Origin of the sequence: Glutamicibacter sp. NPDC087661, assembly GCF_044743275.1 — a bacterium.
GTDB lineage: Bacteria > Actinomycetota > Actinomycetes > Actinomycetales > Micrococcaceae > Glutamicibacter.
On the sequence record NZ_JBIUWE010000005.1, the window covers coordinates 326868 to 348731 of the forward strand.

24 protein-coding genes are annotated in these 21864 nt (G+C 60.8%); 20 read left to right on the forward strand and 4 right to left on the reverse strand.

Features of this window, described 5'->3' with window-relative positions; all coding sequences use genetic code 11:
• Positions 1 to 73: 73 nt before the first annotated feature.
• Genes miaB through dapF form a run of 3 tightly spaced genes read left to right on the forward strand, consistent with a single transcriptional unit; the run spans position 74 to position 3478 of the window.
• The gene (miaB, locus tag ACIOTN_RS14970) at positions 74 to 1603 is read left to right on the forward strand and encodes a tRNA (N6-isopentenyl adenosine(37)-C2)-methylthiotransferase MiaB (protein WP_402735592.1); all 1530 of its coding nucleotides are present in this window, start codon (positions 74 to 76) and stop codon (positions 1601 to 1603) included.
• A gap of 4 nt (positions 1604 to 1607) precedes the next feature.
• Entirely contained in the window at positions 1608 to 2510 is a 903-nt protein-coding gene (gene miaA / locus ACIOTN_RS14975; protein WP_105658163.1) for a tRNA (adenosine(37)-N6)-dimethylallyltransferase MiaA, read from the forward strand.
• A 32-nt stretch (positions 2511 to 2542) separates the two neighbouring features.
• Positions 2543 to 3478: a diaminopimelate epimerase gene (dapF, locus tag ACIOTN_RS14980; RefSeq protein ID WP_133832953.1), complete on the forward strand. Its 936-nt coding sequence runs from the start codon at positions 2543 to 2545 to the stop codon at positions 3476 to 3478.
• Between the two features lie 68 nt (positions 3479 to 3546).
• On the opposite strand, the gene ACIOTN_RS14985 is transcribed toward dapF, so the two are convergent.
• Positions 3547 to 4152: a methyltransferase gene (locus ACIOTN_RS14985; RefSeq protein ID WP_332487909.1), complete on the reverse strand. Its 606-nt coding sequence runs from the start codon at positions 4150 to 4152 to the stop codon at positions 3547 to 3549.
• Positions 4153 to 4478: 326 nt separating this feature from the next.
• Here ACIOTN_RS14985 and hflX point away from each other — a divergent pair, with 326 nt between their 5' ends.
• From hflX to ACIOTN_RS15000, 3 genes are all read left to right on the forward strand, one after another.
• The gene (gene hflX / locus ACIOTN_RS14990; protein ID WP_388023879.1) at positions 4479 to 6140 is read left to right on the forward strand and encodes a GTPase HflX; all 1662 of its coding nucleotides are present in this window, start codon (positions 4479 to 4481) and stop codon (positions 6138 to 6140) included.
• Positions 6133 to 8130 carry an ATP-dependent DNA helicase gene (locus ACIOTN_RS14995; protein ID WP_402735593.1) on the forward strand — a complete coding sequence of 666 codons (1998 nt, stop codon included), beginning with the start codon at positions 6133 to 6135 and terminating at the stop codon, positions 8128 to 8130. Before hflX ends, ACIOTN_RS14995 begins: the two co-directional genes overlap by 8 nt.
• 105 nt (positions 8131 to 8235) lie before the next feature.
• The gene (locus tag ACIOTN_RS15000; RefSeq protein WP_402735594.1) at positions 8236 to 9315 is read left to right on the forward strand and encodes a glycoside hydrolase family 76 protein; all 1080 of its coding nucleotides are present in this window, start codon (positions 8236 to 8238) and stop codon (positions 9313 to 9315) included.
• A gap of 56 nt (positions 9316 to 9371) precedes the next feature.
• Here the strand turns inward: ACIOTN_RS15000 and lexA are convergent, their stop codons facing one another.
• The gene (gene lexA, locus ACIOTN_RS15005; protein ID WP_105658157.1) at positions 9372 to 10091 is read right to left on the reverse strand and encodes a transcriptional repressor LexA; all 720 of its coding nucleotides are present in this window, start codon (positions 10089 to 10091) and stop codon (positions 9372 to 9374) included.
• A 272-nt stretch (positions 10092 to 10363) separates the two neighbouring features.
• Between lexA and ACIOTN_RS15010 the strand changes: the two genes are divergently transcribed.
• The 8 genes from ACIOTN_RS15010 (at position 10364) to ACIOTN_RS15045 (ending at position 16583) form a co-directional block, all read left to right on the forward strand.
• Entirely contained in the window at positions 10364 to 10717 is a 354-nt protein-coding gene (locus tag ACIOTN_RS15010) for a LysM peptidoglycan-binding domain-containing protein (RefSeq protein ID WP_105658156.1), read from the forward strand.
• A gap of 81 nt (positions 10718 to 10798) precedes the next feature.
• Positions 10799 to 11905 carry a histidinol-phosphate transaminase gene (locus ACIOTN_RS15015; protein WP_402735595.1) on the forward strand — a complete coding sequence of 369 codons (1107 nt, stop codon included), beginning with the start codon at positions 10799 to 10801 and terminating at the stop codon, positions 11903 to 11905.
• Between the two features lie 22 nt (positions 11906 to 11927).
• On the forward strand, positions 11928 to 12548 hold the full coding sequence (hisB, locus tag ACIOTN_RS15020) for an imidazoleglycerol-phosphate dehydratase HisB (RefSeq protein ID WP_013348471.1): 621 nt from the start codon (positions 11928 to 11930) through the stop codon (positions 12546 to 12548).
• Positions 12549 to 13184 (forward strand): imidazole glycerol phosphate synthase subunit HisH, encoded by a 636-nt coding sequence (gene hisH, locus ACIOTN_RS15025; protein ID WP_105658154.1) that lies wholly within the window; start codon positions 12549 to 12551, stop codon positions 13182 to 13184.
• A gap of 2 nt (positions 13185 to 13186) precedes the next feature.
• Positions 13187 to 13336, forward strand: a complete 150-nt coding sequence (locus ACIOTN_RS15030) for a hypothetical protein (protein ID WP_166650645.1) — start codon at positions 13187 to 13189, stop codon at positions 13334 to 13336.
• Between the two features lie 27 nt (positions 13337 to 13363).
• Positions 13364 to 14101: a bifunctional 1-(5-phosphoribosyl)-5-((5-phosphoribosylamino)methylideneamino)imidazole-4-carboxamide isomerase/phosphoribosylanthranilate isomerase PriA gene (gene priA / locus ACIOTN_RS15035; protein ID WP_105658153.1), complete on the forward strand. Its 738-nt coding sequence runs from the start codon at positions 13364 to 13366 to the stop codon at positions 14099 to 14101.
• 221 nt (positions 14102 to 14322) lie between these two features.
• Positions 14323 to 15204: an SseB family protein gene (locus ACIOTN_RS15040; protein WP_402735596.1), complete on the forward strand. Its 882-nt coding sequence runs from the start codon at positions 14323 to 14325 to the stop codon at positions 15202 to 15204.
• 41 nt (positions 15205 to 15245) lie between these two features.
• Complete coding sequence (locus ACIOTN_RS15045; protein ID WP_402735597.1) at positions 15246 to 16583, forward strand: MFS transporter; 1338 nt, start codon at positions 15246 to 15248, stop codon at positions 16581 to 16583.
• Here ACIOTN_RS15045 and ACIOTN_RS15050 read toward each other — a convergent pair.
• A complete protein-coding gene (locus ACIOTN_RS15050) occupies positions 16580 to 17131 on the reverse strand; it encodes a GNAT family N-acetyltransferase (protein ID WP_402735598.1) in 552 nt (183 codons plus the stop codon). The two genes, ACIOTN_RS15045 and ACIOTN_RS15050, sit on opposite strands and share 4 nt — an antisense overlap.
• Positions 17132 to 17228: 97 nt before the next feature.
• The gene (locus ACIOTN_RS15055) at positions 17229 to 17594 is read right to left on the reverse strand and encodes a DUF1844 domain-containing protein (RefSeq protein WP_013348478.1); all 366 of its coding nucleotides are present in this window, start codon (positions 17592 to 17594) and stop codon (positions 17229 to 17231) included.
• 330 nt (positions 17595 to 17924) lie between these two features.
• Here ACIOTN_RS15055 and infC point away from each other — a divergent pair, with 330 nt between their 5' ends.
• From infC to ACIOTN_RS15085, 6 genes are all read left to right on the forward strand, one after another.
• Positions 17925 to 18575, forward strand: coding sequence for a translation initiation factor IF-3 (gene infC / locus ACIOTN_RS15060; RefSeq protein ID WP_388023856.1), 651 nt, complete (start codon positions 17925 to 17927; stop codon positions 18573 to 18575).
• Positions 18576 to 18740: 165 nt separating this feature from the next.
• Complete coding sequence (gene rpmI / locus ACIOTN_RS15065) at positions 18741 to 18935, forward strand: 50S ribosomal protein L35 (protein ID WP_013348480.1); 195 nt, start codon at positions 18741 to 18743, stop codon at positions 18933 to 18935.
• 104 nt (positions 18936 to 19039) lie between these two features.
• Positions 19040 to 19690: a 50S ribosomal protein L20 gene (rplT, locus tag ACIOTN_RS15070; RefSeq protein WP_105658148.1), complete on the forward strand. Its 651-nt coding sequence runs from the start codon at positions 19040 to 19042 to the stop codon at positions 19688 to 19690.
• Positions 19691 to 19825: 135 nt separating this feature from the next.
• A complete protein-coding gene (locus tag ACIOTN_RS15075; RefSeq protein ID WP_332503872.1) occupies positions 19826 to 20716 on the forward strand; it encodes an RNA methyltransferase in 891 nt (296 codons plus the stop codon).
• Positions 20706 to 21146: a (deoxy)nucleoside triphosphate pyrophosphohydrolase gene (locus ACIOTN_RS15080; RefSeq protein WP_402735599.1), complete on the forward strand. Its 441-nt coding sequence runs from the start codon at positions 20706 to 20708 to the stop codon at positions 21144 to 21146. Before ACIOTN_RS15075 ends, ACIOTN_RS15080 begins: the two co-directional genes overlap by 11 nt.
• An 84-nt stretch (positions 21147 to 21230) precedes the next feature.
• The gene (locus ACIOTN_RS15085) at positions 21231 to 21860 is read left to right on the forward strand and encodes an LppM family (lipo)protein (protein WP_402735600.1); all 630 of its coding nucleotides are present in this window, start codon (positions 21231 to 21233) and stop codon (positions 21858 to 21860) included.
• Positions 21861 to 21864 lie beyond the last annotated feature (4 nt).

A 21864-nucleotide genomic window follows, 5' to 3' on the forward strand; every position in this document is an offset into this window, starting at 1 on the left:
CGAACAGCACGCCGGAGCGCGTCCCAGGGTCACCTGTATTTCAGCAGTACCCAATCTTCGGTAATCTTGAAGAGTGACTGAGCAACATACCTTGAGCAACATCGGCAGTGGAGAACTACCCCGTACCTATGAAGTACGTACCTTCGGCTGCCAAATGAACGTGCACGATTCCGAGCGGCTCTCCGGTCTCCTGGAAGATGCGGGCCTAAGCCGCAAATCCGAAGAGCTGGCCGAAGAAGCAGCCGACGTCGTCGTCTTCAATACCTGCGCAGTGCGTGAAAACGCAGACAACAAGCTCTACGGGCATCTGGGCCTGCTGAAGAACCTGAAGGCCGAACGCCCCAATATGCAAATTGCCGTCGGCGGGTGCCTTGCCCAGAAGGACCGGGACACGATCGTCAAGAAAGCCCCATGGGTAGACGTGGTGTTCGGCACGCACAATATCGGTTCGTTGCCTACGCTGCTGGCCCGCTCGCGCCACAACCAGGAGGCGCAACTGGAGATCCTGGAATCACTGGATGTCTTCCCATCCACCTTGCCGACTCGACGCGAATCCGTGTACGCAGGCTGGGTCTCCATTTCCGTGGGTTGCAACAATACCTGCACCTTCTGCATCGTCCCATCCTTGCGCGGCAAGGAGCGCGATCGCCGCCCGGGCGAGATCCTCGCCGAAATCCAGGCCCTGGTCGATGATGGGGCCATCGAAGTGACCCTGCTGGGCCAGAACGTGAATTCCTACGGCGTGGAATTCGGAGACCGCTTGGCCTTCGGCAAGTTGCTGCGCGCTTGCGGCGAAATAGAAGGACTCGAACGCGTGCGCTTCACCAGCCCGCACCCAGCGGCCTTCACCGATGACGTCATCGATGCCATGGCCGAGACCCCGAACGTGATGCCGCAGCTGCATATGCCGCTGCAGTCCGGCTCGGACAGGGTGCTCAAGGAAATGCGCCGCTCCTACCGGTCCAAGAAATTCCTGGGCATCCTGGAAAAGGTTCGCGAACGCATCCCGCATGCGGCAATCACCACCGACATCATCGTTGGCTTCCCGGGCGAAACCGAAGAGGACTTCCAAGCCACCCTCGACGTGGTTGAAGCGTCGCGATTCTCCTCGGCATTCACCTTCCAGTATTCCAAGCGGCCGGGAACACCGGCAGCCGAACTTGAAGACCAGCTGCCCAAGGCCGTGGTCCAGGAACGCTACGAGCGACTGACCGCGCTCCAGGACCGCATTGCCAAGGCAGAGAATGCGAAGCAGCTGGGCCGTACCGTAGAAGTGATGGCCATCGAGCAGTCCGGACGCAAGTCCGGGGAAACCCGGCGCCTGTCCGGACGCTCGCAGGACCAGCGCCTGGTGCACTTCTCTGTGCCTGACGGAGCCCAAGCCCCGCGCCCAGGCGATCTGGTCACCCTGCCTATTACCGAAGTGGCATCATTCCACCTGATTTCTGATCCCACCGCTGACCAGTACTCCCTGCGCCGTTCGCGTGCCGGGGATGCCTGGGACCGTGCCCAAGCCGAAAGCTGCGGGGTACCTTCCCCAGCTGCGAACGGTTCCATCGGCCGCACGAGCTTGGGCATGCCAACCTTGAAAGTGCGTAGCTAAGTACATGACCAATTCGAACCTGCCGGTCATCGCCATCGTCGGCCCCACCGGCACCGGCAAGTCAGATTTGGCTATTGCCCTGGCCCGGGAACTGGGCGGGGAAATCGTCAATTCAGATGCCCTGCAGTTCTACCGCGGCATGGATATCGGCACCGCGAAGCTGCCGGTGGATGAACGTGGCGGCATCGAGCATCATTTGCTCGACACCATGGCCATCACCGAGGAAGCGTCCGTCGCGGCCTTCCAAGCCCAAGCCCGCGACCACTTCGCCCGAATCCAGGCCCGCGGCAAGATTCCGGTGATGGTCGGCGGCTCTGGACTGTATGTGCGCGCAGCACTTGACGTCATCGATTTCCCGCCGACGGATCCCGGGGTCAGGAAACGGCTGGAGGCTGAGGTCGAGGCCGAAGGCGACGGACCCCTGCGCCGCCGTTTGGCCGAGGTGGACCCGGTGTCAGCTGGGCGCAACCTGGATTTGCGCCGCGCGATCCGGGCCTTTGAAGTCTACGAGATTTCCGGGCGGGCCTTCAGCTCCTTCATGCCGCAACGCGAGTATGCCGCACCGGCAATCCAGATCGGTTTGAACTATGACCGGCATGCATTGCACGAAGCCCTGGAGGCCCGCGTGCACAAGATGGATGCCATGGGATTAGCCGAAGAAGTCGCAGGACTTCTTGAACAAGGATTACGCGAAGGCAAGACCGCTTCGCGTGCCATCGGGTACCAGCAGTACATTGACTATTTGGATGGGCTGATCACCCGAGCCGAAGCCATCGACCAGACGATCATCGCCACGCGCAAGTTCGCGCGACGGCAGATCACCTGGTTCAATGCAGACCAGCGGGTCAACTGGCTGAACCCGATCGAACCGGGACTGCTGGAAAAAACGCTGAAGATCATTGGCTAGCCAACATACGCAGGAAAACTCTAGGAGCATTGATGTACCGCACCGAACTAGGACAGCTGGCTGGACAACATTTTGCCAAGGGCCACGCTACCGGCAACGACTTCGTACTGGTTGCAGACCCTGAAGCAAAGCTCGACATCACCCCCGAACAGGTAGCGGCCCTGTGCCATCGCCGCTTCGGCATTGGCGGCGACGGGCTCATCCGTGCCGTGCCAACCTCCAAGGTTCCGGGATACGAAGAGCAGTTCCTGGAGAACCCCAAGGCCTACTGGTTCATGGATTACCGGAACAACGACGGTTCCATCGCCGAAATGTGCGGCAATGGCGTGCGTGCCTTCGCGCACTACCTGATTGCCGAGGGGCTGGTGAGCCTCCAGGTGGGGCAAAGCTTCCAAATCGGCAGCCGTGCAGGGGTCAAGGAAATTACCCGCCTGGTCGATGGCTACGCAGTGAACCTGGGTCCTTGGGGCCTGATCTTCGAGCAGGACGCGGCCGAAAAATCCGTGGACTCCATGGTCAAGCCGCGTGGCTGGGAACAGGCCCTGCCGGCCTTGAGCATCACCATGGGCAATCCGCACACCGTTGTGGCGTTGCCCGATGCCCGAATGCTCGAAGAATTGGACCTGTTCCAGGCACCAGAGGTATCTCCCGTTCCTGCCCACGGCACCAACGTGGAATTCGTGGTTCCATCCGAACCGCTGATTGAAGAAGACGGAGTTGCCCAGGTCCAGATGCGCGTCCATGAACGCGGGGTAGGCGAGACCCTCTCTTGCGGTACCGGTGCCTGCGCGGCTGCAGCTGCCGTACGCTACTGGGCGCGCAGCACCGCGCTGATCAACCAGTGGGCTGTTGCGGTGCCAGGCGGCGTGGTCGGCGTTGAATTCCGCGGCAATGCAAGCGGCGGAGAAGATACGATCCTCAGCGGCCCAGCGGATCTGGTGGCGCGCGGGATCCTCGGTGCGCAGTAGAACTGATCCGGTTCTTCGCAGAACCGCAGATTGGCTCGGCAGCCGATCTGCGGTTTGCCTTCGGTCCTCTAGGCCGGGCGCGCTACCTTCAGCACGCGGAAGGCCTTGGCGGTCGCTTCGCGGGTGATCTTCCACTCCGAGGGAAGCTGCTCAACCAGCCACTTCTGCAAGGAGTCACTGCCAAGGTTCTTCTGCACCACCATCCAGGCCTCGCCGCCCGGGGCCAAACGCGGCAACCACAGCATCAGCAGCTCATGCAGGGCATCCTTGCCGATGCGAATGGGCGGGTTGGACCAGATGGTGTCGAATTCCAGGTTCGGATCCACGGAATCAGGAGTGCCGACAACAACGTTGGACAAGCCCAACGCCGTGGCGTTCAAGCGGGCCAGATCGATGGAACGCTCATTGACGTCGACGCCGTAGACCTCGGACTGCGGGGACTGCTCGGCAGCGGCCAAGGTGATGGGCCCCCAGCCGCACCCGATATCCAGGATGCGTCCGCGAGGGGCCGGCACGTACTGCAGCAATACCGCTGTGCCCTTATCCAGCCCGGCAGGGGAGAAAATGCCGGAGGCCGTCTGCACTTTGCGCAGCGAGCCATTGAGCTCGACTTCGATGGTGCGACGTTCGTCTGCCGAGGCCGGGCTGGCGGTGAAGTAGTGATCCGAGGTCATAGGCAAAGTTTATCGCCCAGTACGGTTACCCCAAAGAACAGGGTCTCCAACGTGAGCAAAGCGATATAGGCACGACACGATATCACTGATAGAGTTTTCCCTATGACTTTCATTTTCGTCTAATATGTAATCCTCTTGGTTACCCGCGATTCCACGAGCTGGCCGTGCACTTCTTGCGCGCCCACCTGCATGAATCAGCAGACAGCAAAGTCATTTCCCCTTCTTGGCAGTTCTTCTTTTTGGAACCCCGCATTCGCCTTTGCTCACCGGTAACCATGCATTCACCTGTCTGCTCATAGACCTTTACTCCTTGCAAAGGACCACGAATGTTTGATGAACCAACCGAAACTGAACGCGCCACGTCGCAAAGTGGGGCCCACCCGCACTATTCTGGAAAGCGAAGTACTTCTAAGGAGACCATGACTAACTCCGAGTCACACGAGCACGATTCGGCATCTATGGATGATGCCCAGATCCAGGCCGCCATCGATCGAATCCTCGCAGCCGACGATGCGCAGAGCCCGCAGGTCCAGCACTTCGGCGAAGAAGAGAGTTCCATCTTCGCCGGGCAAGCCTCTGCACTGAACCGTTTTTCCTCCGGCCTCACCCATTTCGACGGGGACCAGGAAGATTTGGACGACCGCCGTGCGCTGCGCCGCGTCGCAGGCCTGTCCACGGAACTGGAAGACGTCACCGAAGTCGAGTACCGCCAGCTGCGCCTGGAACGCGTCGTGCTGGCTGGCATCTGGAGCGACGGCACCGTCACCGACGCCGAGAATTCTCTGCGTGAGCTCGCCGCTTTGGCAGAGACCGCCGGCTCGGAGGTCCTGGACGGGCTGGTGCAGCGTCGCAGCAAGCCGGACCCATCGACTTTCCTCGGCTCGGGCAAGGCTGAAGAGCTGCGCGGAATTGTTGCTTCCACTGGCGCCGATACCGTGGTTGTCGATGCAGAGCTGGCTCCTTCGCAGCGTCGCGCCTTGGAGGATATCGTCAAGGTCAAGGTGATCGACCGCACCAGCCTGATCCTGGATATCTTTGCGCAGCATGCCCAGTCGCGAGAGGGCAAGGCGCAGGTTGAACTGGCCCAGCTCGAATACCTGCTGCCGCGCCTTCGCGGTTGGGGAGAATCGATGTCCCGCCAGGCCGGTGGCCGCGTGGGTGCCGCCGGTGGCGGTATCGGTTCGCGTGGACCGGGTGAAACCAAGATTGAAATGGACCGCCGCCGCATTCGCGACCGCATGGCGAAGCTGCGCCGCGAGATCAAGGCCATGAAGCCTGCGCGCGAAGCCAAGCGTGCCAACCGCAAGCGCAATGAGGTTCCGGCCGTAGCCATTGCCGGCTACACCAACGCTGGCAAGTCATCGCTGCTTAACCGACTGACCAACGCCGGTGTGCTGGTGGAGAACGCGCTGTTCGCTACCCTGGACCCGACCGTTCGCCAGTCGGCGACCGAAGACGGGCTGACCTACACCCTGGCCGATACCGTGGGATTCGTTTCCAACCTTCCGACCCAACTGGTGGAAGCCTTCCGTTCCACTTTGGAGGAAATCGCCGATTCGGATCTCATCCTGCACGTCGTTGACGGGTCCCATCCGGATCCCGAAGGGCAGATCCAGGCCGTGCGCACCGTGCTCGGCGAAGTCGACGCGTTGAACATCCCAGAGATCATCGTGGTGAATAAGGCTGATGTGGCTGATCCGTTCGTTATCGAACGCATCCGCAACAAGGAATCCAACACTGTGGTTGTCTCTGCGCATACCGGTGAAGGCATCCAGGAGCTGCTGGAAAAGATCAGTTCCTCGATTCCACGCCCCGGAGTCCAGCTTGAGGTACTCATTCCCTACAACCGGGGGGATTTGATCGCCAAGCTGCACCAGAGCGAATCCGAGATCCTGGAAAGCGAACACCTGGAGGAGGGCACCCGGCTGATCGTCAAGGTGCGCGATTCCTTTGCCGCAGAGTTGGAGACCTTCAACCTTCATGGATAAGCAAGAGCAGGCCCTGGGGCTCCTGGAGGCCGCGGTCACTTCCATGGGCGGCGCCATGCGCACCGGCCAGCAGGAAATGGTCAAGCACGTGGTCAGCGCGTTGGAAGACGAAAAGCATTTGCTGGTGCAGGCCGGTACCGGAACGGGCAAGTCCATGGGCTACCTGATTCCGGCACTGGCCCACGCGCAAACCAGCGCCAAGCCAGTGATCGTCTCCACCGCGACATTGGCGCTGCAATCGCAGATTGTCGGCCGTGACGTACCGCGATTACTCGACTCGCTCAAGGGCAAGCTCTCGCGCCCGATGGATGTCGCGCTGCTCAAGGGGCGCTCGAACTACCTGTGCCAGTACAAGCTCGGCGGCGGATACCCGGATGACGAAGGCACTCTTTTTTCCATGGACGAGCCGGCGATACCTGCCGGCACCACTTACTCGCCGCTGGCTAGCGAAGTAATGAAACTGCGTGAATGGGCCGAAGAGACCGACACGGGTGACCGCGATGAACTGGTGCCCGGGGTTAGTGACAAGGCTTGGAAGCAGGTCTCGGTTTCGGCCATGGAGTGCCTCGGCTCGCAGAAGTGCCCGATGGCGGACGAATGCTTCTCGGAAATGGCGCGTGCCCGTGCCGCCGAGTCCGACGTGGTCATTACGAACCATGCGTTGCTGGCGGTTTCGGCCTTCGAGGGGCTTTCGGTTCTCCCGGACTTCGAAGTCGCGATCATCGATGAGGCCCACGAACTGCAAGATCGCGTGACCAGCTCGGTTTCGGGCGCGCTCTCCTCGCGCATGGTGCTTACCGCCGCTGGCGGTGCCAAGCGCCATTGCGGTATCAATGCGGATGAGATGGTCAAGGCCGCAAACCGCCTGGAAAAGTCGCTGACCGGGTTGCCGACAGGCTTGCTGGAACATGGTCTGCGCGAAGACATGGGCATCGCCCTGAACGACATCGTGGAGCAGGCCCGGCTGGCTCTGGCGCTGTCCAAGCCCGAAGCCAATGCACCGGCCGATGGCGGCCGCCAGACTGCCCGCTCCCAGCTGCAGGCCGTGATGGATGATGCGATTCGCATGCTCGAATCCGAAGAACGCCGCGAGGTCCTGTACACCACCCGTCCGCGGGAGTTTGTCGAAGGCCGGGGCTACGTCGAGGCCGATGAGAGCCAGCCTGCAACCTTGAACGTGGCACCGTTGTCGGTGGCCGGCAAGTTGCGCGAGGGCCTCTTCGACGGGCGCACGGTCGTATTGACCAGCGCCACCTTGGCCATTGGCTCGCAGTTCGACTCGGTAGCAGGCTCCTTGGGCCTGATGGGCTCCGGCGCTCCATCATGGACCGGCGTAGATGTTGGCAGCCCTTTCGATTACCCCAAGCAGGGCATCCTCTACGTGGCCAAGCACCTGCCCAAGCCAGGACGCCAACTGGCGGCGGAGACGCTGGATGAGATCGAAGATCTCATCAAGGCCTCCGGTGGCGGCGCCTTGGCGCTGTTCACTTCCAAGCGTTCCGCCGAGGAAGCGGCAAGCATCTTGCGCGAGCGCCTGGACGTGGAAATCTTGTGCCAGGGTGAAGCCAGCATGAAGTCGCTGGTCGAACAGTTCAGCAGCGAACGCGACACCTGCCTGTTTGGAACCATGACCTTGTGGCAGGGCGTGGACGTGCCAGGCGATTCTTGCCGGCTGGTCATCATCGACAAGATTCCTTTCCCGCGCCCGGATGATCCTATCTCCAAGGCCCGTTCCGAGGACGTGGCCAAGCATGGCGGAAATGGCTTCATGCAGGTTGCCGCCACCCATGCGGCGATTCGCCTGGCCCAGGGTGCTGGGCGCTTGATTCGTTCGGTCGGGGATAAGGGCGTTGTGGCGATCCTTGATTCGCGCATGGCCACGGCGCGGTACGGCAGCTTCTTGAAAGCTACCCTGCCGCCGATGTGGCCGACTGTCGATAAGAAGGTCATCACTGGTGTTCTCAAGCGATTGAACCCGGGCGGGAAATAGCCGCGGCCAGAATATGAACTTGAGCTGTCCTTCGGGACAGCTCAAGTTCTTTAACCGGTACCAGCATGATGCTTCCAGATGCACTAAGGTCTGTGACAAGAACTGATGAAGCTCGAATCGGAAGGCACCATGGAGTCCATGCAGGAATTGGCGCACCAAGCCGCGATCGACACCCACCAGCGGTTCGGGCATCGCCTCATGGGGTTGCCCGGAACGTGGATTGGACAGAGCTACAGCAAAGCGCATCGGTTGCGCGACGGAAGCATGCTCAGCAATCTCAATGGTTTCGCGCACCCGCTTGCGGAGTGGAACTATTGGTGGCAGGCGCACTATCTGGATGCCATCATCGATGAGGGCCGATCGTACTGGGACGAAGGCAACGAACACCGGGCGCGCGAAGCGCTTGCCCGGGCCAACGGCCTATTGCGCGGCATTCGAATTCGAAACTTCGGGATCTTGCCCAACTACTTCTTCGACGACATGGCTTGGCTTGCCCTGGCCAGCGGCCGCCTGTCAGAGTTCACGCAGCTGGTGACGGGACACAGGAGCCGTCCTGCCGAGGCGGCAGTTCGGACGCTGGGACGGCAGCTCCATGCCGGCATGGATGGGGTGCTGGACGGCGGCCTGCACTGGTCCAGAAAGCGGGATTTCAAGAACACGCCAGCCAACGCGCCGGCGGCACTGTTCTTTGCCCGTACCGGGGAGAAAGAGACCGCGCGAGAGCTTCTCCAGTGGCTGGAAAAGAATCTGTTCAGCGTGGAGCGAGGACTGTATCTGGACGGACTTCGGTTGACCACGCAGGGACACGCCGTGGAACCAGCGGTCTACACCTATAACCAGGGCCTGGTGCTCGGGGCATTGCTTGAGCTTGGCGAGCCTGCTGATCTGGCTCACGCTAAAGTACTGATCGATGCCACCACGAAATCGCTGTCAACTGCTGCCGGGGTCCTCTCGTTCAACAGCGGGGGAGACGGCAACCTGTTCGCGGGGATACTCTGCCGATATCTGGCCCTCGCCGGTAATGATGGCCGCTTGGAAGCCCGGAGCCGGGAGCAGGCCAGGAGGCTGGTCATGGCAACGGCGCGCCATCTGGCTGACCAGGAACCACGCCGGCTTTCGGCGGCAATCCAACGCTGGATGATCTTCTCGGCGGCCGCTCAATTCGAGTTGAACGCCGGCCAATAGCGGGTTAAACGAGAATTGCGCTGGTGCCAAGCACCAGCGCAATGACCGTACGTATTCTAGAGCGAGCGCATCACCGAGACGACGCGTCCCATGATCGTTGCGGCATCACCCAAAATTGGTTCGTAGCGCGAGTTCTGCGGAAGCAGCCAGGTATGCCCGTCACGCTGCCGGAAAGTCTTTACCGTGGCTTCTTCATCGAGCAGGGCAGCTACGATGTCGCCGTTGTCCGCCGTCTGCTGGCGGCGGACAACTACCCAGTCGCCATCGCAAATCGCAGCGTCAACCATTGAATCGCCGGAAACCTTGAGCATGAACAGTTCGCCGTGGCCTACGAGCTGACGAGGCAACGAGAAAACATCTTCGACGGACTGTTCGGCAAGGATCGGACCGCCGGCAGCGATACGGCCAACCAGGGGAACCATGGTGGTGTCAGCGGAAGTGCTCAATTCAATGATCTTGGCGTCTTCGCTGGCATCTGGCTCGACCGGCTTCGAAACTTCGGCCTTCTCGGCGTCTTCGGCCAGCTGCAGAGGCAGCAGGATTTCCATTGCGCGCGGACGGCGTGGATCTCGACGGATATAGCCGAGCTTTTCCAGCTGGCTCAGCTGGTGGGTGACGCTCGAAAGGCTCTTGAGCCCTACTGCGTCACCAATCTCACGCATCGATGGTGGATAACCGTTCTTGCCGATTGACCGCTGGATCGTCTCCAGGATCTTCTTTTGGCGAATCGTCAGCGAACGTGCATTCGATCGGGGAGTGCGTTGTGAAGCTGACATGAGATTTTGCCTTCCCTAGCAATCATTCGAAAGTTCGTAAGTCCAAACTGTCGGCGCTAGATGGTGAGATGTTTTCATTGCTCGTCTACTTCGAAATCTTAGTAGATAAGCGAGCTTCTTTCAAAGATTTGTTCGAAAACTTCTGGACAAGTTCCGCAAACCTCTGTTAGAACAGATATACGAGGTTCGAACAAGTTTTCGAATCTACGCTTTCGAATCTACGCTTTCGAATACAAATTCGCATCACTTGAATTTCTTGAGGAGACAAAGTCATGGCAACCGTCGCACTTGACTCAAATCAGACCCAGGCACCACTGAAGATCCGCATCAACCGTCGCGGATGGGCCGTGCTTGTGGGTATGCCCATTTTCGCACTCACCATCGCCGCAGCTTTCTTCATCTCCATGTTTGCCTCTGACGCGCATGCCGCAGCCGATACTCCTGTTGGAGTCGGAACCGTTGATGTCACCGTTATTCCAGGGGATACGCTGTGGAGCCTGGCCCGGGATTACGCCACCGGTTACGACGTGACCTCGGCAGTGGGCCACATCGCCGAACTCAATGCCCTGACCGGCAGCGAAATCCAGGTTGGCGAAACCTTGTCGATTCCGGTCCTTGCCGGCTAGCTTCCCCAGCCTGCTTCGAGTTTGTTACCTGTGGCCGTAGCGGATTCACCGGCAGGCGCGCTGCGCACGTAGACTTGATGCGTGAATGACCGCAGTGAACTTTTGAGTCAGCTGCCCTTGCGTGAGAATCTCCGCGGGCTATCCCCTTATGGCGCACCACAAATTGACGTGCCCATCCAGCTGAACGTCAACGAGAACACCCATCCGTTGCCACCGACAGTCGTCGATGCCATTGCACAAGAGGTGGCCAAGGCGGCGGCAATGTTGAACCGGTATCCGGACCGCGAGTTCACCGAGCTTCGCGAACTCCTAGCCGATTACCTCGGCCACTCGCTCACCAAGGACAATATCTGGGCCGCTAACGGTTCCAATGAAATCCTGCAGCAAATCCTGCAAGCCTTTGGCGGCCCCGGCCGTGCCGTGATGAGCTTCGGCCCAACCTACTCCATGTACCCGCTGCTTGCCAGTGGTACTGACACGAAATATATCGCCGGTGAACGCGCCGCAGATTTCACGTTGTCCGCCGATTCCGCAGCCGCACAGGTTCGCGAGCACAAGCCGAACATCGTTTTCCTCTGCTCTCCGAATAACCCCACCGGCACGGCCCTTGGCCTGGACGTCATCACCGCGGTATATGAAGCCATGAGCGAGCATAACGGCATGGTGATCGTGGATGAGGCGTACGCCGAGTTCTCCTTGGCCAGCACCACCTCGGCGCTGAGCCTGCTCGAAGGCCGCCAGCGGCTGATTGTCTCGCGCACCATGTCCAAGGCTTTCGCCCTGGCCGGTGCGCGCGTAGGCTACCTGGCCGCTGCGCCAGAAGTCACCGATGCCATCCGCTTGGTGCGACTGCCGTACCACCTGTCGGCAGTGACCCAGGCAACCGCCATCGCGGCCTTGAAGAACATCGAGTTGCTGTTGGCCCAGGTCGAGGACATCAAGTCCCAGCGGGACCGCATCGTCGCGCGCCTGAAGGAACTTGGCCTCAAGCCATCGGTCTCCGACTCCAACTTCGTCTTCTTCGGTGGCGTCGAAGACCCCCACAAGATTTGGGAAGGCCTGTTGGAAGCCGGCATCATCATCCGCGACAATGGAATCCCGGGAACCTTGCGTGTTACGGCAGGAACCGAATCGGAAACCACAGCCTTCTTGGAACGACTTGCCGAACTGCTCGGCTCGCAGAAGTAATCAAAGACAAGCGAAGGAAGACATGTCTGCCGAATTGATTGGCGCACGTCGCGCCCGCATGGAACGCGTGACCAGCGAATCGTCCGTATTCGTTGAACTGGACCTCGATGGCACCGGTGTCTCTGAGATCAGCACCTCGGTGCCGTTCTACGACCACATGCTGACTGCGCTATCCAAGCATTCGCTCATCGATCTCACCGTGCGTGCAACCGGCGATACCCACATCGACGTTCACCACACCGTCGAGGACACCGCGATCACCATTGGCGAAGTACTGCGCGTGGCACTGGGCAACAAGGCCGGCATCCGCCGCTTCGGCACCTCCTACGCTCCACTGGACGAAGCCCTGTCCCGTTCGGTAGTCGATGTGTCGGGCCGGCCATACCTCGTGCACTCCGGCGAGCCTGCGGGCCAGGAATACCACCTGATCGGTGGTCACTTCACCGGTTCGATGACCCGTCACGTCTTCGAAGCCATCACTTTCCACGCACAGATCTGTGCTCACATCGAGGTGCTCTCGGGTCGCGACCCGCACCACATCGTTGAAGCGCAGTTCAAGTCCTTCGCGCGCGCATTGCGCGAAGCGGTAGAGCGCGATGAGCGCATGGGCGACAAGATCCCATCCACGAAGGGTGCACTGTAAGTGGAAAAGAAAACAGTAGTTGTCCTGGATTATGGGTCCGGCAACGTCCGCTCCGCTGTGCGCGCTTTGGAAGCCGCCGGCGCCGAAGTGGAACTGACCGCAGATCCGAAGAAGATCGTGGCCGCCGACGGCCTGGTAGTCCCCGGTGTTGGCGCCTACGCCTCGGTCATGGAGCAGCTGGCCAAAACCGGTTCCCTGCGTTGGATCGGTCGCCGCATTGCCGGGGGCCTGCCGGTTTTGGGTATCTGCGTGGGACACCAGGTCTTCTTTGAAGAAGGCGTGGAACACGGTGTGAAAACCGAAGGCATTGGCGAATGGCCGGGCAAGGTTGAACGCCTGCAGTCAGATGTCATCCCGCACATGGGCTGGAACACGGTACGCCCGCCGGAGGGATCCAAGCTGTTCGCCGGCATCGAGGGTGAACGATTCTACTTCGTGCACTCCTACGCTGTTCAGAAGTGGGAATTCGACGTAACGCAGCCAGCGATGACCCCGCCACAGGTGACCTGGTCGACGCACGGAACGCCCTTCGTGGCCGCCGTCGAGAACGGCCCGCTATCGGCAGTGCAGTTCCACCCGGAGAAGTCCGGGGACGCTGGCGCGCAGCTGCTTCGCAATTGGTTGGGGACGCTCTAGGCATGTGGACCCTTATTCTGGGCGTTGTCGGGGCCTTCCTGATTGGCGGAGCCATTTCGCTGAAGAGCCAGAAGGCCCATATCTCATGGATCATCGCGCTGTGGGTACTTGCAGGCCTGAGCCTGATCGCAGCCTGGTCCTTGACCTACTAATCACATTACTTCTTCACTAAGGACATCATGAGCGAGCAACCAATCCTCGAACTTTTGCCTGCAGTAGATATCGCTGGCGGACAGGCAGTGCGCCTGGTCCAGGGCGAAGCCGGTTCCGAGACCGGATACGGCGACCCGCTGGAAGCTGCGCTCTCCTGGCAGAATGCCGGCGCTGAATGGCTGCACCTGGTCGACCTGGACGCAGCCTTTGACCGTGGCAGCAATGTTGAGATTGTCCAGCGCATTGCCAAGGAACTGGATATCAAGGTCGAGCTCTCCGGCGGTATCCGCGATGACGCTTCACTTGACCGGGCCCTGGAATTCGGTGCTACCCGCGTCAACCTCGGAACCGCCGCGCTGGAGAACCCGGAATGGACCAAGCAGGCCATTGCCCGCCACGGCGACAAGATCGCCGTGGGCATGGACGTGCGCGGAACCACCTTGTCCGGCCACGGCTGGACCAAGGACGGAGGCGACCTGTGGGATGTTCTGGCCCGCCTCGAAGATGCCGGATGCGCCCGTTACGTCGTCACCGACGTGACCAAGGACGGCACCCTGCGCGGACCGAACGTTGAACTATTGCGCGAAATCGCTGCCAAGACCAGCAAGCCGATTGTCGCCTCGGGCGGCATCTCCTCGCTCGAAGACCTCCGGGTCTTGCGCGAGCTGGTTCCAGAAGGCATCGAAGGAGCCATCATGGGCAAGGCGCTGTACTCGGGCCAATTCACCTTGCAAGAAGCGCTCGATGTAGCAGGTCGCCGCTAGGCCCCATGCTGCAGCAGGGAAAGACGATTCAGGAGCTCGCGCTTTTGAATCGTCTTTTTTTATTCGTGAAAGCGGATCCCGGTCTTTCCCTCCTCGGGCCCGCGACTGCGCGCAGGTGCTGGGAAAGAAATCTGAAATCATCGGATAGGGGTGTCCAAGCTCATGACTGCAGTTTTGAAACTTCCCTCCAACAACCCCGAAACCACCGATAGCATGGAGCTATGAGTACCGAGCAACCTGAATCTGCACCCAAACGCCACCTGCCGGGACATATTGTCGCTGCACTGGCGCAGGCAGGCTCTAGCACCGACTCTGCCGGTCAGGACTGGGAAGGCCGGGACCTGAGCGGTGAAGGCAACCCCCTGCATAATTTCGACAAGGACGACGGCAAGGCCGACGCCAACGTCGTTGCCGCACTGGCGGCCTTGCGCGATGGCAGCGCAGGGGAGGGCGAGGTGCATAAATCCTTGTCCGAGGCACGCGTTTTCGTTGCGGTGGTAGCCCAGCTCGGCGAAGAAGCCATGACGGAACACGGCTTCGCATCCGACAAGGAAGCCGATATGGCGCTGGTGAAAATCAAGGCTCCAGATGGCCGCATGGCCCTGCCGATCTTCACGACCGTCGAACGATTGCAGGCTTGGCACAAGGAAGCTCGACCAGTGGCGGTTTACGCCCCGCGGGCGGCCCTCTCGGCAGTCAGCGAGGAATGCCAGCTGCTGGTACTCGATCCCGGAAGCGAATTCACCTTCGTGCTTCGACGACCGGGGGTCTGGAACCTGGCCAAGCAGATCGACTGGATTCCGAGTTATCAGAACCAGCAGATCGCCAACGTGGTGCAGGATGCAACCGAAGGCTTTGGCCAGTTGCAGACCGTCAAGGTTGCCCCGGGCAGGGGAGTCGGCTCACGCAGCAAGGACGGGCAAGTGGTCCTTGGCGGAGGTCCCGGACCGGAACTGAACTTGCAGTTTGTTTTTGCTCCCGGAACGAGCGAGAACGACGCTCGCGAGACGACTCGCGCAATCCACGGACGTTTGTCCCAAAACACCGAATTCGCTGAAGCAGTGGATTCCCTCGAACTCAGTTTGCACAGCGCGCCGAACTAAACCGGCGGGCTCCTTTCGACCAGACAAGGAACTTTCCGGGCATGAAAAGCTATTGGCAGATTTTGCGTCAACCGCAGATCTCACTTTTGTTGCTGATTGGCATGATTGCCCGACTTCCGCACTCCGCATTGAGCATGCTGCTGCTCCTGCATCTGGTGAACAACCTCCGCCAATCCTGGGTTTCGGCCGGTCTGGTCACGGCCGTCATGACCTTGGGCATCGCCATTGGCGCCCCGTGGCGCGGTGCCCGCGTAGATGTCTGGGGATTGCGCCGCGCGATGATCCCATCGGTGATCGTCGAAACACTCGTCTGGTGCACGGTGCCGCATGTTCCACTGGTCTGGGTGTACCCGCTGGCCTTCATCGGCGGACTCTTCGCGCTACCGGTCTTCTCAGTGGTGCGTACCGCGCTGGGCATCATGACCACCGGCGAACAACGCCGTACCGCCTTCGCCTTGGATGCCACCGCCACCGAACTGGTGTTCATCGTCGGACCTGCAAGCGCCGGCATTGTCGCCACCCAGATCAGCAGCGTCATTGGATTGAGCGTCATCGGCGTGACCTCGACGGTTGCCGGGTTGGCGCTGATGATCCTGAATCCGCCAACGCGCAGCGATGATCCCAAGGCGATCGCCTCGCGGGCCAACGTGCACGAGGAACGCTTGGGGGCGGAGGCCAGCTTCATTGCGGCCGCGCCGATGGGTGTACCCGAAGTCGAGGGCGAGCTGATCGCAGCCGGCATGAAGTCTGCCCGCGCCCGCATCAAGCAGCGTGGTCGCAACTTCAAGAACCGTTTCAACTGGGTCAGCGCTTCGGTCCTGGCAGTATTCATTGCCGCGGCCGGAGCAGGCATGCTGCTCACCGGCACAGAAGTGGCCATCGTGGCCGAATTGGATGCGTCGGCGCAGAGCCACCAGCTGGGTCTGGTGTTCTTCTTCTGGTGCGGAGCTTCGCTGGTCGGCGGCCTGATCTACGGGTCGATGAAGCGGGTTATTTCTCCACTGGTGCTGCTGCTGAGCATGGCCGTGCTGACGATCCCCATGTACTTCGCGTGGGATACCTGGTCATTGGCGCTGTTCTCCGCACTCCCCGGCTTCCTGTGCGCGCCGACGCTGTCGGCGGCCTCTGAGTGGCTCACCGACTTGGTGGCCGAAAAGCGTCGCGGCGAAGCCATGGGCTGGTATGGCTCTGCGATGACCGCTGGCACCGCGTTGGGATCGCCGATCACCGGCATATTCGTCGACAACCTCGGACCCGCCCCGGCCTTCCTTGGCATCGGCGCCATGGCTGCAGTGGTCGTGGTGATTGCCTTGATTGCGCAGCAGATCCGCCGCCGCGTTCGCCGCGCCCGCCGCCGTCGCCTGGAAACGATCGCCTAGGCTCTTGGAGTCGCCCTGAGCCGCGAGTACATGTACATGTCCCTGCGTGCGGTGCCCACCTGTTCCCAGCTGCGCAGCAAGCCTTCACGCTGGAAGCCGCACGCTTCAGCGGCCCGCCACGACCCCTCGTTCCACGGCTCCACGTAGAGTTCGATCCGGTCGATTCCCGGATGCTCCAATGCCCAGGCGCCGAGCGCAGCCAACGCGTGCTTGGCAATGCCGCGCCTGCGGTGCTCCGGTGCGATCCAATACCCGATGCTGGCCCTGCCGTGGTCGGCATTGCGCAGCCACAAGCCGATTTGCCCAACGGCACAATCCGTGGCCGTTTCGGCTATGGCAAATGAATACCCGCTGCCCTCGGCCACCCGGCGGTGCTGGCGCTCGATGAATGCCGCATAGCCGGCTTCAGTTCCTTGCGCCGGGACCGTGGTGATTTGCGTAATGTAGGGGTCCGTGGAGGCCTGCCTCACGGCAGGAATGTCGCTGGGCTGGAAGGGGCGGAGCCGGAAAGCGCCGGCGTCGATCACTGGTTGTTCCAGCATCTGCATGATTCCAACCTAGCTTGGTGATCCGAACAACAATGGACCCGTTTCCCTGGGGAAACGAGTCCATGATGTTAATCTCTTAAAATTCAGCCAATATTACCTAGTTGACCGGTCCGGTGAACTTCTCGCCCGGGCCCTTGCCTGGTGCATCCGGGATGATTGAAGCTTCGCGGAAGGCCAGCTGCAGGCTGCGCAGGCCGTCACGCAAAGGCGCTGCGTGCTGCGAGCCGATCTCAGGCGCACCGGCGGTGACTAGGCCTGCCAGTGCGGTGATCAGCTTGCGGGCCTCATCGAGATCCTTCAGCTCATTGGCATCTTCGCCCTCTGCAAGTCCGCACTTGACTGCTGCTGCACTCATCAGGTGGACGGCGGCCGTGGTGATGATTTCAACGGCTGCAACTTCTGCGATATCGCGCACCTGCTGGTCGACAGCGTGCTGGTGCGAGTTGGTGTCTTCGTTAGTCATACTGCTAAGCTTGTCACAGACCGACTCGATGCCGGTACTTCTCGCAGTTCTCCAGCTAGCACTGGATGTGGGATTCGTACTAGTATTGAGCCATGCAAGTGGAGGCCAACTCCCACCCGCTGTCGCCGTTTCCAGGCTTCCGGGTATTTCGGCAGGATTGCAGCAATGCATTCCCCAAGCGCTTACGCAGGAGCAATCCCGTGTTCGGCTTTGTCGTTCTTTTTGGCCTTCGCCTGCAATCGCAGACGGGGGCCTTCTTTGTTTGCGGTCATGGATTACGAATTTCAGGAGTGACACATCAGCGATCCACGCATTAATGAGCGCATTCGCGTGCCAGAGGTACGTCTCGTCGGCCCTAATGGCGAGCAGGTAGGCATCGTCCGTATCGAGGACGCGCTTCGTCTTGCTCTCGAGTCCGATCTGGACTTGGTCGAGGTGGCACCCAGCGCCAAGCCTCCAGTGTGCAAATTGATGGATTTCGGCAAGTACAAGTACGAAGCCGCTGTCAAGGCTCGCGAAGCTCGTAAGAACCAGACCAACACGGTCTTGAAGGAAGTCCGCTTCCGCCTGAAGATCGACACCCACGACTACGAGACCAAGGTCGGCCACGCACTGCGCTTCCTGGGCGCCGGCGACAAGGTCAAGGCCATGATCCAGTTCCGTGGTCGTGAGCAGCAGCGTCCAGAGATGGGCATTCGCTTGCTTGAAAAGTTTGCAGCAGACGTCGCCGAAGTTGGAATCATTGAGTCCAGCCCGCGCATCGATGGCCGAAACATGGTCATGGTTGTTGGTCCGCTGAAGAACAAGGCAGAGGCTCGCCGCGAACAGCAGCAGAAGTCGGGTGGCCGCAGCGCGGCCAAGCGCAAGATCCGCACCGACGCTCCGGCTGAGACCGAGGGCCAGAATGTCGCAGCTTCCATGGATGATGAAGCCCGCGCCAAGTTGGAGCAGGCACGTCAGGCAGCTGAAGGCGACGCCTAGCCAAGCCTGTTGGGCTTTCGAGCCCGTCACCGTTCACGGTGAAGGATCTTCTTCCGGGAAGGTCCAACTACAAGAGAACAACAGCGGTCACCTTTATCGGGGCCCGCTTCGGATGATCCCCACCCGGTGCTTTACCGGGTGGAGCACGTAAGGAGAACGGCAGCTATGCCGAAGTTCAAGACTCACAGTGGCGCCAAGAAGCGCTTCAAGCTCACCGGTAGCGGTAAGCTCGCTCGCCAGCAGGCCAACCGTCGCCACTACCTGGAGCACAAGTCCTCGCGCGTTACCCGTCGCCTGGCTTCTGACCAGATCGTCGCTAAGGCCGATGTAAAGACCATCAAGCGGATGCTGGGCCTCTAAGCTCTCCCTTTCGCAATACGGGGAAGCAATACCCCACCACCCATAGATTTCACCCATCCCGCAAAATCGCGGGCACTGGGGAACTGACTTGAAGGAGTACACACGTGGCACGTGTGAAGCGGGCAGTAAACGCCCACAAGAAGCGTCGCGTCGTTCTGGAACGCGCAAAGGGTTACCGCGGTCAGCGTTCGCGCCTGTACCGTAAGGCCAAGGAGCAGCTGCTCCACTCGTTCGTTTACAGCTTCAACGACCGCCGTAAGCGCAAGGGCGACTTCCGCCGCCTGTGGATCCAGCGCATCAACGCTGCATCCCGCGCCAACGGCATGACCTACAACCGTCTGATCCAGGGCCTGAAGGCTGCTCAGATCGAGGTTGACCGTCGTATGCTCGCAGAGCTGGCTGTTTCGGACTCGAACGCTTTCGCTACCCTGGTAAAGCTTGCCAAGGATGCACTTCCAGCTGACGTCAACGCCCCAAAGGCTGCCGCTGCTGAGGTTGCTGCACCTAAGGCTGCCAAGGCTCCAAAGGCTGCTGCCAAGTCCGTCGAGGGCGAAGGCGTAGTCAAGGCCGTTGAAGGCGAAGACGCACCTGAGGGCTTCATCATCAAGGGCAACGCCGGCTCGAACAAGTACCACGTTCCAGGCTCGACCTGGTACGACCAGACCGAAGCCGAGTTCTGGTTCAACTCCATCGAAGCTGCCAAGGCTGCAGGCTTCGAACCAGCTGGCGGCGAATCCCGTCAGCAGATGAAGTAAATCTCTTCTCCCTTTGAGCTGAGGCTCAGGTAGGACAGATCACACCGAAGGGTGGGTCCCGCGCACAGCGCGGACCCGCCCTTTGCGTGTTTCTACCGGTATTCTCGAGACATGAGCAGTTTTCCTCCAGAAGTGATGTCCAATCCACGCGCCGAACGAGTCAAGGCCATCGCGCGTCTGGCCAAGAGCAAGGGGCGCGAAGCCACCGGCGAATACCTCGTTGAGGGCCCGCAGGCGGTACGCGAAGCACTCAAGGCCCATCTGGAGGACGACAACCTGGTCCAGGGCGTCTATGTTGTCGGCGGCTTTCTGGAGAGCCACGAAGAATTCGTGCAGCTGCTCGATAGCGCCAAGGTTCCAACCCGCATCGTCACCGGCGAAGTGCTGCACGCCATGGCTGACACCCAGACCCCGCAGGGCATTCTTGCCGTGGTCGCCATGTCCCAGCCGCAGCTGAGCGAGGTGCTGGACACCAAGCCGAAGCTGATCGCCGTGCTCTGCCGCATCCAGGACCCGGGCAATGCCGGCACCATCCTGCGTGCCGCCGATGCCGCCGGAGCCGATGCGGTGATCCTGACCAAGGGCAGCGTGGATATCTACAACCCGAAGGCCGTGCGCTCCACCGCCGGCTCGCTGTTCCACGTACCGGTGCTGAACAACATCGAATTCGACCACCTGGTCGCCGCCGCGAAGACCACCGGAAGCCAGATCCTGGCCGCCGACGGCTATGCTGCCCACAACCTGGACACCCTGCAGGATGCCGCCGTGCTGCGTGCAAGCCAGCCAGGCACCGAAGCGCCAGAAGCACAGCCGGTGCTGGAAGCGCCAACCCTGTGGCTGTTCGGCAATGAAGGCCAGGGGCTGGAGGAGCACGAGAAGGACGCCGCCGACTACCGCGTGGCCGTGCCGCTCTACGGTGTTGCCGAATCCCTGAACGTGGGTACCGCATCCACCGTCTGCCTGTACGCTTCGGCCCGCGCCCAGCGCTCAGCGAATCGGAGCGCACTGGACTCCCATGGCAGCTGAACTCAAGCAAATTGTTGCCGTGGCCATCGTCGATGACCTGGCCCGGCCCACCAAGCTCCTGGCCGCGCGCCGCAACCGCCCTCAAGCCCTTGCCGGGCTCTGGGAATTCCCTGGTGGAAAAGTCGAACCCGGCGAGAGCGAAGTCCAGGCCGTGCACCGCGAGCTGCGCGAGGAACTCGGGGTGCAGATGCGTCTTGGCGCGCCCATCCCAGGCCCGCATCCCCAAGGGTGGCAGCTGAACGAGAAGGCCGCCATGCGCATATGGTTCGCCCAGATCACCGAGGGCGAGCCAGCGACCCTGGACGGGCATGACCAGCTGGCCTGGCTGGAACTCGATGACTCGCTGTCCGCCGTCGTCCCGTGGATTCCAGCCGATGCGCCGATCGTGGCGGCATGCCTGGCCCAGGCACGTGCCGGGGCGCAGCACTAAACACCCGTAAGCTTGTTACCGCGCCAACTTCTGGCACTGTGCCTATAGCCGATATTTTGAGGAGCACTTTTCGTGAAGCGATTTATGAGCGTTATCGCTCTGGCCTTCGCCGCCGTCCTAGCACTTTCTGGTTGCGTCAACATGAACGCAGAAGTCGACGTCTTGGGCAAAGACAAGGTCGCCGGGGCCATGCAGCTGACCCTGCACAAGTCGACGCTCAATGGCGTCAGCTTTGAAGAAGTCCTCGAGAGCCAGATCGACATCGAAATGATGGAACAGCAGCTGGGGGACCAGTGGAGCTACAGCAACATCGATGATGGCGAAAACGTCGGCCTGCGCTTTGAAACCACCAGCCCGATGACCTACGTCCAGCTGGCTGACGCATTCCGCGTCTTCGGCTTCGAAATCAACCTGGGCGATGACGGGAAGGAATACTCCTTCTCGATGCCGGGCGACAAAGCCACCGTGGATTCTTCCTTCACCGAAGCGAACCTGCACGTCACCTTCCCCGGCGCAGTCACCTCGCACACCCCGGGCACCGTCGAGCACCACACCGTCACCTTCGACATGATCAAGGGCGCCGCCGCCTACCAGGCCACCGCCAAGGTCGACCACACCATGTTCTACTCCGCAGTATTCGGCGGGGCGCTGCTGGTTTTGACCTTCGTCTTCGTTGCCGCTTTCGCGCCAAAGGGTGCCAAGGAATCGCATTAATTAG